10 protein-coding genes are annotated in these 15,458 nt (G+C 37.3%); 2 read left to right on the top strand and 8 right to left on the bottom strand.

Annotated elements, in window-relative coordinates:
- Positions 1 to 20 precede the first annotated feature (20 nt).
- The 4 genes from H4J59_RS16020 to H4J59_RS16005 form a co-directional block, all read right to left on the bottom strand.
- Positions 21 to 1,241, bottom strand: coding sequence for a hypothetical protein (locus H4J59_RS16020; RefSeq protein WP_182241023.1), 1,221 nt, complete (start codon positions 1,239 to 1,241; stop codon positions 21 to 23).
- The gene (locus H4J59_RS16015; protein ID WP_182241022.1) at positions 1,241 to 1,876 is read right to left on the bottom strand and encodes a condensin complex protein MksE; all 636 of its coding nucleotides are present in this window, start codon (positions 1,874 to 1,876) and stop codon (positions 1,241 to 1,243) included. The genes H4J59_RS16020 and H4J59_RS16015 overlap by 1 nt, the downstream gene beginning before the upstream one ends.
- Entirely contained in the window at positions 1,873 to 5,544 is a 3,672-nt protein-coding gene (locus H4J59_RS16010; protein WP_182241021.1) for an ATP-binding protein, read from the bottom strand. The genes H4J59_RS16015 and H4J59_RS16010 overlap by 4 nt, the downstream gene beginning before the upstream one ends.
- 579 nt (positions 5,545 to 6,123) lie before the next feature.
- Positions 6,124 to 6,672 carry a nitroreductase family protein gene (locus H4J59_RS16005; RefSeq protein ID WP_182241020.1) on the bottom strand — a complete coding sequence of 183 codons (549 nt, stop codon included), beginning with the start codon at positions 6,670 to 6,672 and terminating at the stop codon, positions 6,124 to 6,126.
- 348 nt (positions 6,673 to 7,020) lie between these two features.
- On the opposite strand from H4J59_RS16005, the gene sppA reads away from it, so the two are divergent.
- Both sppA and ansA read left to right on the top strand, forming a co-directional pair.
- Positions 7,021 to 8,883 (top strand): signal peptide peptidase SppA, encoded by a 1,863-nt coding sequence (gene sppA / locus H4J59_RS16000; RefSeq protein WP_182241019.1) that lies wholly within the window; start codon positions 7,021 to 7,023, stop codon positions 8,881 to 8,883.
- A gap of 160 nt (positions 8,884 to 9,043) precedes the next feature.
- Positions 9,044 to 10,048 (top strand): asparaginase, encoded by a 1,005-nt coding sequence (gene ansA / locus H4J59_RS15995; RefSeq protein WP_182241018.1) that lies wholly within the window; start codon positions 9,044 to 9,046, stop codon positions 10,046 to 10,048.
- A 311-nt stretch (positions 10,049 to 10,359) separates the two neighbouring features.
- Here the strand turns inward: ansA and H4J59_RS15990 are convergent, their stop codons facing one another.
- The 4 genes from H4J59_RS15990 to H4J59_RS15975 all read right to left on the bottom strand — a co-directional run bounded on the left by H4J59_RS15990 (position 10,360) and on the right by H4J59_RS15975 (position 15,431).
- The gene (locus H4J59_RS15990) at positions 10,360 to 13,221 is read right to left on the bottom strand and encodes a DUF349 domain-containing protein (protein WP_182241017.1); all 2,862 of its coding nucleotides are present in this window, start codon (positions 13,219 to 13,221) and stop codon (positions 10,360 to 10,362) included.
- A complete protein-coding gene (locus tag H4J59_RS15985; protein WP_182241016.1) occupies positions 13,218 to 13,502 on the bottom strand; it encodes a YeaC family protein in 285 nt (94 codons plus the stop codon). The genes H4J59_RS15990 and H4J59_RS15985 overlap by 4 nt, the downstream gene beginning before the upstream one ends.
- A gap of 25 nt (positions 13,503 to 13,527) precedes the next feature.
- The gene (locus H4J59_RS15980; RefSeq protein ID WP_182241015.1) at positions 13,528 to 13,857 is read right to left on the bottom strand and encodes a zinc ribbon domain-containing protein; all 330 of its coding nucleotides are present in this window, start codon (positions 13,855 to 13,857) and stop codon (positions 13,528 to 13,530) included.
- Positions 13,858 to 13,934: 77 nt separating this feature from the next.
- Positions 13,935 to 15,431 (bottom strand): sodium:alanine symporter family protein, encoded by a 1,497-nt coding sequence (locus H4J59_RS15975; RefSeq protein ID WP_182241014.1) that lies wholly within the window; start codon positions 15,429 to 15,431, stop codon positions 13,935 to 13,937.
- Between the last annotated feature and the right edge of the window lie 27 nt (positions 15,432 to 15,458).

Here is a 15,458-nt window from a genome sequence, read left to right as displayed (position 1 = left end):
CATGCTGAAGCCTTATTTTGTTAATGATTGAAGCAGATTGAAATATCTTTAATGTCAAAGTTACCGTTAAAAGATTTTGAATAGTTACCCAGGGGTTTAAAGATAAAAAATTTACTTTTTTCCGCGGGCAATCTTAAAATTTCAGTATAGATAGCATCTAAAAATAATTGCGGTTTACATTCAGGTTGTAGTTGTTGGTAAATGTTATTCACTAGCACTTTATCGCCTGGTGTTTCGATTAACGCTAACAGTATATCTTCTAGCCACTTTGCGCCTATGGGTGTTTCAACTGCTTTTTCAACATTGTCTTGTGTCATATCAAGAGAAGAATTATTGTCCCTTTCTTTTTTAAACCGTTCACCTTCCTCTAAGTTAAGCGATTGTGCCAGATCGATTAAATCATTGCGGGTTAGTAAACTCGACTCATCAGGATAAACATCGATGTTCATTGCTTTAACTAAGTTGGTGATGTTTGGCGGCATGCTAATGTCTTCAACGCTGATAAGATCACTAAAGTCATGATCGGTTTTTGTGTCGAAGTATTGTTTAAATTGCCTAACAAGTTTACCTCTACCTTCCAATTTTCTAAAGCCAATCAACAAGGCTTGCATCAGTGTCAGTGCGTTAATGAGTTCTTTAATCGCACTTTGTTTACCACCAAATAAGTCGTTATTGATAATGGAACGTAGTCGTAAATCAGTTATAGGCCTTTCCAATAGTTCTGCTTCATCAATAATATTTAACGCTTGTCTAAGGGTTCTTGCTTCTGCAATGGCTTGTTCATTTTCTTTACGCTTTGCTGATATTGAATGCACATAACCAAATTGATTTTCAATACGGTTTCTTAATTGTTGTATGTTGTTGTTTATACCATCGAGTAATTGATAGATAGAGTCAATGACCAGTCTTTTGTACATATCGCTGTCACTGTAAGCGCCCAGGGTATTTGAGTGGTTTAGTTGATTTATATTAAATAAAATACTGCGCCAATAGCCGCCCACATCCAGATTAATAGCCAGTGTTCTTTCTGTTTTAAGCGCATTTTCTAAGAAATTTTGAAAGGCACTGCTGAGTCTTATACTGCCTGAGGCAGTTTCAAAAGCCAGATTATAATTGTGAAGTTCATCAAAACCTTTCAGGGCTTCTTCAGTCGGCGGAAGTACTCCCTCGGTTATAATGGTGTCAATGGTTGCCGCATGCTTTGCTAACATACGAAACATTTTTCTCATGGCACCCGACATTATATCAAATCATCCTGTGCTGGCTCATCTAAGTCGATGTCATCAAATTTCTCAGCTTGATAAGTCATAATAAATTCCATCAAGTTAATGTAGTAGGCAAGCTTACCCGTACAAAGATAGATATCTATCTTGGGTTCAATTTGCTTTAAAATTTCAGTTTTAACTAGGCTATTAATCAATTGTTTGGTTTTATCAAAAACACTGCCTTTTAACTGACCTTTTATCTGGATAATGATCCGGTCTAATGATTTTAACAGTGATTTATCGTTTTCAATTTTACTGACAATTTGAGCTAGGTGTATTTCATCACCGGTATAGAGTGCACGTTCGTCATTACTCACGCGCATCATTAAGCTTAGAAACTCGACTACTGGCCTTATTTCTTGCTGAGTTTGCTTAAATATCGCTCTTGACGATCGCCTTCTATCTGGGGTCATAGACTCGTAGGAGGCATAATAAAATTCGTGGTCAATATGAGATAATGTTTTGCCGGTTTGATACAAATAGGTCTGTACACGCTCTCTGTTGATATCTGAACTTAGAAAGTCGTAACTTGTAGCACAGGTTATCGGGCAAACGAATTTACCGGTTAAAAGTGACTCTACTGTGTTGGTGAATACTTCATCAAAAATCATGACGGGGTACCTACTGTACTGGTTTGTGCGGCACTTATTGCTTTAAGCAAAGGATCATCGTTAGCGGTGATTTGTTCAAACCTATTTTTCGGTTTATTAATAAAATAGCGCTTGTGATAAACCCCCATGAAGTTATTATCTGCATTAGGAATAGCAGTAAAAATGGTATCTTTTTCTTTATCAAACATCGCGAATAGTGAGTCGACGTTTTCCACTGAGATTTCACCTAATTCATCAACGCCATATAAAATATCAACATCTTGTGTTCCTTTGATCATAGAGCCTAATGAAGTGGTAAACGCCAGCAGAATTAAGTAACTCATGCCATTAGAAGATATGTCTTTTAAATCATTACCTGAACGCGCGATTTTTCTTTCATTATTGACGACAGCTTCAAAAGAAATATCGTATAAATTAGAGTGCCTCTCTACCAGTTTGTTATGGGTAAATTTAGTCAAAACTTCTGACATAGCAACGCCATAACTTTCAGGAGGTAGGCTTTGTTGATTGTCTTTGCTCCAAGCTTCATAGGTTTTTTTAAATGATTTTAAGGCCGAAAATACTTCGTGAGATTCGAGTAAAGGTGTCAGGTTAATTGATATTTTACCTAAGGCGCTAAAAACAGTTTTTTTCTCTAAGTAGCTATTAACTCTTAAACTAAAAGCATTAATATCAGATTCATAACGTTTGAGCTGATCATAAAAACCAGATAATTCCATACCCCGTAGTGCCGCATTCTCGATAATTAAATCACGTACTTCATTAATAACTAAGGGTAACTCTTTGACAATATAATCTGAAATAAGCCTGAGATTAGGATCTATCTCCAAGGCATTACTTTTCATATCAATGGATTTTTTTATCGCACTGTTCAAGTGGATATTCATTTGGGAGATAACTTGTTCGGCATAGCCTTTAATGCTTTTTAATGCCTTACGATGACTTTTTAATATGTTATCTAATTCACCGCAAATGGTTTCAAATGAATGGGTTTGTGCAATGTCAAAAGCTTGCTCAAATTCGCCTAATCGGTTGGTTAAGCGTAAGGCCATTTCGTGCTGTTGGCTAACCTTTGACAGCTTACCGGTAATCGCGTCACGGTTGATGATAAAAGCGGCTTTACGGGCTTTAATCATGTCAGTCAGTTCAGTAAGTGATTGGGTCAGGTTTGTCACCCCTTGCGAAGCCTTAAACGATTTATCATTAAGGCTGTCAAGTTGGCTATAGCTGTTGCTCATAAAAGCGTTGTAACTACTAATGATACCTGGAGCATTTTTTAATCGGCTAAGTTGTTTTTCTAACGTGACTATTTCATTATCAAGTTTGTTTAGCGATTCAGTATCAATATTTTTATCATTTAATTGATTTTTTTCATCCGCGGCTAAGCGGCTAATCGCTAAGCTATATTCAGTAGTGTTTTGGCTTGATTTTTCTTCTGTCTGCTTGATATAACCTTCTAGTTCAACATTTTGCCCCATATGTTGTTCTTGTAAACTTCGAATACGGTCTAAGTGCTGTTGATTAATCTGACTTAGCTTGTCTTTATTTTCTCGACCCAGTTTACTCAGGGCATTGTTAAGCGCTTTAGCTTCAGTCTCTAAAACTAACTTGGCTTGTTCAATGGCATTTTTTTGTTCAATGTTAAGCTGATTGATATTGGCATTAATAGATTCAAGTAATTGCTGCTTTAACGCTATGTTAGCTTTAATCTTAATAAGGTCTTGTTGCAGCGCACTTTGCTCGTTGGCAATGGCTTTAACTTTGCCTGACAGTTTTTCTTTTGTCTCATTTAATTGCAGAATATGCTGGTCAATTTGTTCAATTTCGGCGCTAATAGTGTCACTTGTTTTCGCAAAGTCATTATAAACACGATCCCAATCTAGCGTTAAGCCTTTGAAGTCATTTTTTGAGCCTTCAGGGCTAAAGTCAGGGTTAAGATGGGTTGACGCTAATACCGCGGGGGCAAGAAACTTACCTATACTTTCAGACCAGTCATCAACATTGTTCACTAAGAACTCATGCAGCGAATTTTTTTGCGGATTAAGTAAACGCTCCAAGTCATTTTTTGCTGATACCTTAGTTTTTATTGTGTTGGCGGTATCGACTATTTCGCTCAGTATTTTATCCGTTTGCATCGCACTATTTTGCGCTTGTCGCTCAAAATCGATGGCTTGCCTTGAGTCTGCGTTAAGCGCTTCGTTTGCCCGTTGCAATTCCTCTTGTGCTAAATTAAGTTGTGCTCTTGCTTCCTTACTGACATCAACACTTTGTAATTTAAAATGACAATGGCTGAGTTTATTTTCATAATCGGCAGAAAGTTGCTGTAATTGATTTTCATTCTCTGAGATGGCGGTTTTTAGATCATATCCCGCTTCGCTCATTACCCTGTTTTGTTTTACTGTAATCTCGCTATATTCAGCATTAGCGACGCTAAGCTGGCTACTAAGCTGATCTTTTAAGTTATAAAACTGTGCTTGTCGTTTAGCTTTAAGTTTGTCGAATTTCGCGGTAATGTTTTGAGCTTCATCCAGTAAATTTGATTTTTCAACACTGGCATTGTCAAGTTGTGTTTGATAATGATCAATATTGGCATAGTCACTTTTTAAGCTGCCAACATCTTTTTCTTCCCAGGAAATTTTTTCAGCTTCAATGGTCTCTATTTGCCTTTTGGCGCCGTCAACTATGCGATTATTGTCACTTATTTGATCGGCTAAGCTGTTTTTTTCATCTGATGTTTTTAAGTTTGCAGTCGAGTTTTCAGTATTTAATGCCGCAAGCTCAAGCGTTAGCGCTTTAAGTGAATAATCGAATTGTTCAGTATAGGCTAACAAGTTATGTTTATATTCAGCCAAGATGGCTTCAGAATTTTCTGCCGTGTAAAGAGATTTGGATAATTTGGGTAATATGCTACTGGCTAAATCATCGTAAGTCCTCAGCGCGTTATAATCAGTTTTCCAGATAGATAGGCTCGCTACGTCCATATTAAACTCAAGTTCATTTTTACCGCCATTGAGCATAATGGACGATAGCAGTTCTTTAATACGTTTAAAGTCCGTGTTGCGCTCTAATGCCGCACCAACTACGGTATTGAGCATTGATAAATTTTTGCCCGGGGCGGCAAGAGAAAACCTATGCTTTGCTTCGGTCAGATCCTTCTCACTAAATACTGCCGTACCGAGAATAATTTTTTGATAATGTGATGGCGAAGATACTGCTTTAACAGGCACCTGCTTTAAACGGAAATGGCGATAAATGTTTGTACAGGGGATTAAATTTAGCGTGCCATCAGGCGAAGGCTCAGCCGTGTAATCGGCAAGTTCAAACGGCTTATCTACAAATAAGTAGTTTATACTTTCGTTCTTACTAAAACACACGGCTTGTTTAATACCTGAGTGTGTTTGATATTCAAAAACAATATAACTGGTCAGTCTAGGGAGGTAATAGTTTACAAAAGACTCTCTGATTTTACCCCGTACTTTAACGACATCACCGGGTGCATCAGCAAAGAATATCCTGACCAGTTTTAAAAAGGTAGTTTTACCTGCCGCATTGGTGCCACTGAGATTAGTATGGCCACTAACGTCAACCTCAACCCTTCTCCCCTTAAAGTAGCTATCAATCAAAATTATGCGTAATAGTTTACTACTTGGTGCAACTTTCAAGGTCATTTATCTTCCTATTGACGGTATTATTTATGCTTTAATCTGCTGGTGATTAGTGTAATACGACTGGCTCATTGATACCATGGCGCGAACAGAGAATATTGGGTTTGGCTTTGCACTATGGCTCAAAAACGCGCTGTATTCGATGCTGTTTTAACCTTTTGAAGCAGTGGTAATTATCTGCTATATAAACTTAGCGCTTGGTTTATGATCATTAAATTAGACGGTAAACAACCTAAGAGCACAAGATACCTGAAAACTATGATGTGATGATGATAATAAACTGGCTATTTGATGCAACTATAGCCCGGGATATCGCAGGAGCGAAGGCTAGTGATATTTATATCATTGGATGAAAGTAGCTAAAGATGACATTAATGCCGGTGTTGTAAGGAGTAAGGAGTAAGGAGTAAATTATCAAGGTATTAAAAGCTATTTACACTTCATTGCTACAAATCAAAAAGTTAAAAATGGTCAGCCTTATTGTATTCGCATAGCAATAAGACTGTTAATTAGGTATTTGACTAGGTACTGACTAGGTGATTGCTCGAAAACTATTAACTGCTATGAAAACAATAAGCATAATTAAAAATAGCTGACGTAATCGTCAAATTCTCTAGCTTTCTTTACTGGTAATTCTTTCGACTTTTCGCCAATATAAAGAAAACCAACAATTTCCTCATGTAGCTCAATGTTTAAACGCTCCTTGACTAAAGGATGGTAACTCATTTCACCCGTGCGCCACACAGCACCTAGATCTAAAGTGGTGGCTGCCATCTGCATTGCATGCACTGTACACCCTGCCGCTATTAACTGTTCTTGTTTTGGCACTTTAACGTGTTGATGAAACTTAGTACTAATCACAATAATTAAAGGCGCACGAAAAGGCATTTTAGCTGCTTTTTCTACTTTAAGCTCATCGCCGCCATCACTGATAGCCGCTGATTTGAATGCTTTACTGAGCTTTGTCAGGCCATCATCTTTAACAATGGTAAACCGCCATGGTGTTAAGCCTGCATGGTCAGGAACGCGCATGCCGGCCTTAAGAATATTACTAATGCCGTGCTCATCAGGACTATTTCCATGTAGATAAGGATTAGACTGACGAGTATGTAAAAATTCCAAAACGTTCATAAAACTGTAGATTCCTGTTGTTTTGTTCTTTGGGGTTTAATGACTAATAGGTTGTTCAATACGGCAACCAAGTTCAGTACCTTGTTAGTGCATTTAAACGCTATCTCCTTGTTATTTTATACATTAGCATTAATTTGTTATCAAAATAATACAAGTTAACACTTTTATTAACATTTATACGAAATAACTTATAAATCGGATCAGCGATATTTCTAGGAGTATGTGATCAGCCATAATTTATTTCAATTATCTAAAAACAAAAATATTTACATTTACGACTACTTAAACCAAACAATTTTCAGTAGCATATGGCTATCTAATACTAAAGCAAACTATAGACGGCGTTTTATGAAAGAAAAAAAGAGTACGATAGCAAGAATAACCTTAGGGCTATTTGGTTTGCTCAATACCTCACGAAAAATCATTATTAATTTAGTGTTTTTCACTCTGCTATTGATTTTTATTATTGCTATTACCCGCGATGAAAAAAATATTACCGTTGAACCAGGATCAGCGCTGATATTAAATATACGTGGTGATATTGTTGAGCAAAAACATGACATTGACCCAATGGACGCTTTTATCAACGAAGCACTTGAACAACCTAATACCGCCTCTGAAGTACTGCTAACTGATATAATATCTGTCATCAAACAGGCAGCAACTGATGACCGTATTAGTATGATGGTGCTAGATCTAGAAAATATGCAAGGCTCTGGCATTACCAAACTAAGTGATATAGCCAAAGCATTAACAGAGTTTAAAAGTCAGGGTAAAAAAATAATCGCTATTGGTGAGCAATACAGTCAAAACCAGTATTACTTAGCCAGTTATGCCGATGATATTTGGCTTAATCCCAAAGGTTGGATGTTATTAGACGGTTATGGACGTTATCAACTTTACTTTAAATCTGCTTTGGAAAAGCTTTCCATTAGCCAGCATATTTTTCGCGTTGGCACTTATAAATCTGCGGTTGAACCTTATATTCGCGACAGTATGTCAACTGCAGCTAAAGAAGCTAACCAATTGTGGTTAACCGATCTGTGGCAGCAATATAAAATTGATGTCGCCCAACAGCGCAATTTTGCAGTCAGTAATTTTGATGAAAACATTGATGTGTTAGTCACCAAGCTAAAAGCAGCTAATGGCAATATTGCCGAGTATGCTTTAGCCAACAATTGGGTTGATGCATTAAAAACACGAGAACAGATGAAGCAAGATTTGATTAAGGTGGTTGGCAGTAACGGCGATAAAGGTTATAAAAATATAGCATTTGATGATTATTTAACGCTGTTCAACTCAAACACTTCAATGGACAGTACCAGCACCAATAAAGTTGCCGTTATCGTAGCCAAAGGCACAATTTTAACCGGTAACCAAAAACCCGGTACCATTGGTGGCACAAGTACCGCCGCTTTATTACGCCAAGCCCGTGACAATGAAAATGTTAAAGCCGTGGTACTTCGTGTTGACAGCCCAGGTGGTAGCGCATACGCTTCAGAAATTATCCGCCAAGAAGTTGAATTATTAAAAGCGGCCGGAAAACCTGTGGTTGCTTCAATGGGCACTTATGCCGCTTCAGGGGGTTATTGGATATCAGCCCCTGCTGATAAAATTTATGCATCACCTACGACTATTACTGGTTCAATTGGTATATTTGGTTTTTTTATGACCTTTGAAAATACCTTAAGCAAATTAGGTATTTATACCGATGGTGTTGGCACCACAGATATTGCTGGTTTTGGCATCACACGTGAATTAACCCCAGGTATGGCTAATATTATACAATTAAATATCGAACGGGGTTATCGCGACTTTGTTGAATTGGTAGCAAATAATAGAAATATGACCACAGCGCAAGTTGATGCTATTGCTCAAGGCCGCGTATGGTCGGGATCAAAAGCGTTAGAACTGGGTTTAGTTGATGCCCTGGGCGATCTTGATAACGCGATTGAAGCAGCAGCTCAGCTAGCAAATTTAGAAGATTATGACAGGCTTTTAATTGAAAAAGAAAAAAGCCCCCGTACGCTGTTCTTACAAAGCTTGCTTGGGCAAGCGTCAATATTTTTTGGCCAGCCAACAGAGAACATTTACAGTGAAAATAAGCTCACTAGCCTTATTAGCACACTGTCACTTGAACTTAAGCAACTAGCACAATTAAATGATCCTCAAGGTATTTATTCCTTTTGCCTTGCCTGTGAAATTGAATAATGATTTAACTTAATCAAGCGATATAAGCCTCGAATTATCGGGGCTTTTTTTATCGCTAGCTAGCCGTTTTACTTGTGTGCTTTGTGTTACAATCTCGAGCAATTTCATCACTTTGTTGGCACTATTTATTTATGCCAATTTCTATATTAAGACTTAAGCTATGAGAAAACGCATATATATCGCTTATACCGGTGGTACCATAGGTATGAAGCCGAGCGAAAATGGTTACATTCCACAGAAGCAGCATTTAACCGACGCGATAATGAAAGCGCCTGATTTTCATCGTGAAGAAATGCCAGAATTTACCATTAATGAATATGATCCATTAATTGACTCATCAAATATGTCACCCTCAGATTGGCAACATATTGCTGATGATATCAAAAAAAATTATGATGAATATGACGGTTTTGTCGTATTACATGGCACAGACACCATGGCTTACACGAGTTCTGCGCTTTCATTTATGTTGGAAAATTTAGGTAAACCTGTCATTGTTACAGGCTCGCAAATACCCTTTAGCCAATTACGCTCAGACGGACAAGAAAACCTACTAAATTCATTATATATTGCCGCTAACTTTCCGATTAATGAAGTAGGCCTATATTTTAATAATAGACTTTTTCGAGGTAATCGCAGTATAAAAGCTTATGCCGATGGCTTTAATGCCTTTGATTCGCCAAACTTACCCCCTTTGCTAGAAGCGGGTATTAACATTAAGTTAATTGAAGGGAAAATTTCCACGCCAATATCTCAACCCTTAACATTAGCGCAAATTACGCCTCAACCTATTGGTGTTGTGCATTTATATCCTGGTATATCAGTAGAGCTGATTAAAAACATCATTAAACAACCGGTAAAAGCGTTAATAATTCGTAGTTATGGTGTCGGCAATGCGCCACAAAATCAGGCGATGTTAGATTGTTTAAAGCAAGCCAATGATGATGGAATTGTTATTGTTAATTGTAGTCAGTGTATTAAAGGCACAGTAAATATGAAAGGCTATGCAACCGGTAATGCCTTGAGTGAAATAGGCGTTATTAGTGGTCATGATATGACTTTAGAAGCGACATTAACTAAGTTGCATTACTTGTTGAGTAAAGATTACAGCCAAGAAAAAATTTGCCAATTATTGGAAGTGAGTTTACGCGGCGAATTAAGTTAATCACTGGCAGCGATTAACTATCAACTATAAAAATTGGTTCTATTGTAGTTAATTGTTGTCGGCAAGATACCACGCGAAAAAGTATTATTAAGCGGCAAATGCTTTTTCGCCCTCCTATTCATCGCATGCTTAACGCTTGATGGATTAAAGTGGCACTTCAGTCCATAAAATTAAATCAAATCAAATCAAATCAAATCAAACTATCATCATAAAAATGACAAACTTCATAACCTAATAACAGTATTGTGTGGCAAAAAATAAAAAATCAGCAATAAATTGCTGATTTTTTATAGTCCGACTACAAAACTATTTTATTGAAAAATAGGTTTTATCCTTTCTAGTAACCCAAGGTCTTGTTGAGTCAATTTTCCTAACATTAACCACTGAGAAAACTTAGCAGGTAAATCAATAGCTGTGCCTGACGACATTTGCGCTTGCATTAAACTGACTTGCACTGTCATGCGCTGTTGTTGTAAATTACTTGGCGAAGGATTACCTGATAAAATTTCAAGCTCTAACGTCGCCTCTTCTCTATTAAAATGAGTGGTGTTATTTGCTAATTCTTTTAACTTTTTCTGCCAAGAAGCGGTTAGCTGTAGATATTCTTTATGCTCAGTAAAACTTTCTGCATTACTGATACTTTCTTCAAGGGTCAAAAATAAATAACCCCATTGGCGTTTTTCATCAGCAAGTTTACAATCAACAATTCTCTGTGCAATGGTATTTTCTTTAGCACTAATTTGTTTTTCGAGATTCAACATTTTAGGCTTTTGTTGTGCAACATCTTTATTTAGCACTTGCAACGCTTGCTCAAACATCTGCAGATCGTTTAATTGTGTTATTTGAGAAAATTTTTCTTCAAGCGTTTTTAAAGCACCTTGGAGTTCTGTGGCTCTAGCTGACGTGGCTGATTTTTCAAGTACATTTTGTTCTGCACGTTTAGCAAAAATATCATCATTAATTTTTCTAAAATTTTGCCAAAGTTTATTTTCTACTTTTGGTCCAGCATAACCCGTGTTGCGCCATTGTGTTTGCAAGGCTTTAACTTGCGTAACTGCGCTAACAACATCTCCTGTCGCTAGTAATTTTTCAGCCTCAGTAATAAGTTGCTGCTTTAAGACTTTATTTTCTTGGTGGAAGACTTTAATTGCAGATTTTATTGGCTGTAACGTGAGATTAAATTGATTATTAATATCTTGATAAACACCTCGATCAACCTGGCCAGCACTTTGCCATTGTTTTATCAATTGGTTTAATTCTACTTCTAAGGTTTTATAATCAACAGTCGGACTCTCATCGTTAGTGTTTTTACCACCACTTAGTTGCTCGTTAAGTAATTTTGCCTGTTCGACAAATGATTCACGAGTGATCAAGTGCTGCGCTCTTAACTTTTCTTGCTCGGCAAAAAATAAGCGACAAGGAGTGAACGCTGTTTCACATAGTTGATTAAATTCATTATTTAAACTTTTTTCTGCGTCGTCATCGGCATGACCTAAACTATTCCAAATCTTACGATATTGCTTAACCTTCTCTGCCTGTTCGTTGGGATTATCAAGTGGTGTTTCAACAATCGCTTTAATGTCCGCTAATAGTTGTTGCTTACGTGGTGTGGCAATGTAGCGTTCCCAATCAGCTAGCTCGGCAATTTTTTCACTGAGTGAATCATAATCTTTTTGAATACGGTGTTGTTGCTGTTCAGCTAAAGCATTAAATAATTGCTTAGCCTTTTTGAAAACACCAAACGCTGCATTGTACTTTCCAGCAGAGATTAATCTTCTAACATCGTGGAGTTTTTTCTGTGTTATAGAAAATTCTTGTTTTTGTGCTTGTTGCAAAGGTTTTAATGCTTGGCGCCAGTTTTGCTGAATTTCATTTACCGCAATCTTAATTGAATCAGGTAAAGCACCTGAGGCGTTTTTCTCAGCATTTTTCCAGTCGCTTAGCCATGTTTGATAAACCGGCAGTCGTTCATCCATTTCTTCAGCCGTTGCTGGTAGGGCTAACTGTGATATTTTTGAAATTAAATACGTTGCCTCACTGACCGATTTTGCAATTTCTGGTAATTGCTGTAACTTTTTTTGTTGTTGACATATTTTAGCAATAAATTCGTTCTGTTCCTTTTTAACTAACACTGAAACAATAATTTCGCTGGTTAATTTGTCAAATAGCGTTTGATATTGTTGCTCTTCAATTTCATCATTTTCAAAAATACTGGTGGTTAATGTTTGGTCAATAACCGCTAGGGTTTTATCAAAGTGAATACGCGCTTGCTGTTTTTGTTCATTAAGCTGACGAATAATTTCAGCTTGCACATGTTGCTCAGCTTTGGCGATAAACAATTTATCGAGTTGCGTTAAGATGGCTAATTTTTTATCTTTAAAAGTTGTTACTTCAGTGGCGTCAAAACAACTAAACTCAGTCGCTAATACCTGCCATTCATTACTCAACAGCTCACGTTTATTAAGATAGTCTTGGTACTCGTATTGATCTTTGAGTGCTTGGAGCTTAGCTAAGACTAAATTTACTTTTTTGCGTAATGCTATCGGTTGTGCAATGGCAAACTGCATTTGAGCAATTTTTTCAGTCAACTGCTGTGTGATCTCAGCCTGCTGTGATTTTTTCTTTAGCTTTTCTAAAGTATCTAAGTCAGCTACTTTTTCAATGATATAGTGTTGAACCTGTACATTTTGCTTTTGAGTGAAAAGGTTAAGTAATAACTGAGGCTTTAATGCTAGCTTATTGCTTTGCTCGTTCACTTGAGTTTTATTGGCGATTTTTTCAAATAAGGCAATGATCAAATCAGCATCTTCGGTAGTTTTCAACCAGTTTTCATACAAACCATATTGCTTGTGCTCAGCAATGTAACTGAGTTTTTCTTGCTGAGAAACTTTAATGGCATCTTGATCCATTAAAATAGCGGCTACTTTGTCGCTAGCATATTTTTTTACTTTCGCCATGGTATTTTCTTGGCTCTGAGTTAACCAAGATTGAAAGCTAGCAAGTTTTATCAAGCCTGCACGTCGAACATTTTCATTGTCGTCGTTTTTGACCAGCGCTATAATAATGTCTCGTTGCGCTGGATCATCAATTGATAAGCTACTATTAATCGCTTCAACACGCACTACACTGTTTTTATGTTGCCATTTCTTTTTTAAAAATTTAGAGAAAATCATAGATTTGAAAACCTAGCAATATCATTGCTATCTAACGCTGACGGGAAATCTGCACGCAGTTCATGTTTTGTTTTAATGATCATCTCACCTTTAGGGCCAATAGAGAGGGTTTGATCTGAGTTTAGATGCTTGGATTGATAAGCCATAGTAATTTGTACTGCGCTTAATTGCTGCTCTTTATCAACCGGAGTCCCTTCTGGCCATTTACCGGTTTCAGCGGCACACTTTAAACGCAAATACATTTCTTCTGACATATTGTCGACTAACTGAATTATATCCATGAATTTCTCTTTTAGGTAATGTTGATTATGATCGGTTACGCTTGATTAATATAAGTCTGACTCGGGTGATGAGATATAGAATAAAGCCTAAAACTGCACTGGCGATAGACACAACATATTGCCAAGTACCCGGTTGAGCATCTTGCGAATAAAGAAATAAGAAACCACCACAAAATAACAACATGGCGATAAAAGAATGATTCATCAATTGTTGCGATTTTGCCACGACACTTACACGTTTTAAACTCGCTATTTTATCTGCGTCCAAGACGGTTAAATCTAACTGACAATGCTCGCACGTTTTTGCTTTATCGGAAATTTTCTTCTTACATTTTGGGCAATTTATAACAGCCATATTTACACCTCTTTTTCGATACTTTATTTTACCTAAAAAAAACGCCCTTGCGGGCGTTTTTTTACACTAAATAACATTTATTTTTTATTTTGTTCTTCTAAACGCTTTTCCCAGAAGTCAGCGTTTGTAATTTCCAAGCTTTTTGGGTCAAAAGTGTAAGTTTTAACACCAGCTTTTTGCTGTCGCTCATAATCTTTTAACGCTTTAATCGCCGGTTTAGCCATAAAGAAAATGGCAATAATACCAACAATATTTAACCAAGCCATTAAACCAACACCAATGTCGCCTAAACCCCAAGCAGCACTTGGTTGTGCCACTGTACCGTAAAATACAGCTGACATAAGTACCAATTTAAGGACAAACCTAAGTATCGGCATTTTGATGGTTTTATTAATGTAGGAAACGTTATTTTCTGCAATAAAGTAATAAGCTAGCACGGTCGTAAAGGCAAAGAAAAATAACGCTATTGCAATAAACGGCTTACCAAATCCGGTTAACACACTGTCCACGGCAATCTGTGTAAAAGCAGGACCATTAATAACCACATCATTGGCTAAATTGTTAACAATAAAGCTTGTTGACCCTTCAGGCATAACATTATACGAATTAGTGATTAAAATCATAAATGCCGTTGCAGAACAAACAAATAGTGTATCAATGTAAACAGAAAACGCTTGAACTAAGCCTTGTTGGGCGGGATGATCAACTTCAGCAGCCGCCGCCGCATGAGGGCCAGTACCTTGACCCGCTTCATTGGAATAAACTCCACGTTTTACGCCCCAACCAATCGCCGCACCAAAGCCCGCCATAGGAGTGAATGCATCAGTGATAATCAACATAAAAATATCGGGTAGTTGATCAATATGCAAAGCAATAATTGAACAGGCAATTATAATGTAGGCTAACGCCATAAAAGGGACGACAACTTGGGTAAAGTTGGCTATGCGTTTAACGCCACCAAAAATAATAAAACCGAGTAATAAAACAATAAATACCGCACTATAAACTTTCGTCAAAGGTAATTCACCCATGAAAGAGTTAACTGTGCCGCCACTACCAAAAACATTGACCATAGCATCGCCAATACCATTTGATTGCACAACCGGTAAAAGTACACCACAAGCTAGAATTGTTGCTAACGCAAAGATCCACGCATACCATTTTTGACCTAACGCTTTTTCTATATAATACGCTGGACCACCACGGTATTGACCATCTTCTTCTTCTTTGTATATTTGTGCATTGGTTGATTCAATATAAGCAGTCGCCGCACCTAAAAATGCGACCACCCACATCCAAAATACAGCACCGGGGCCACCAAAACCAATAGCCGCGGCAACACCGGCAATATTACCCGTACCCACACGACCAGATAACGAAACAGCGAGTGCTTGAAATGAGGAGATGCCTTTTTCTGAGCTTTTACCTGAAAGTAATAAACGGAACATTTCACGGAAATGACGTATTTGTACAAAACGCGTTAAAATAGAGAAGAAAACACCCGTTCCCAAACAAAGATAAATTAAATATGGGCTCCAAATATAGCCATTAATGTTATTAACAATTTCTTGCATCCTAGACTCCTGATAATTATTATTTTT

The organism is Colwellia sp. MB02u-10 (assembly GCF_014077185.1).
Taxonomy (GTDB): Bacteria; Pseudomonadota; Gammaproteobacteria; order Enterobacterales; family Alteromonadaceae; genus Cognaticolwellia.
Note: the sequence above shows the minus strand (reverse complement) of the source record. Positions and strands in the feature narration are given on the sequence as shown.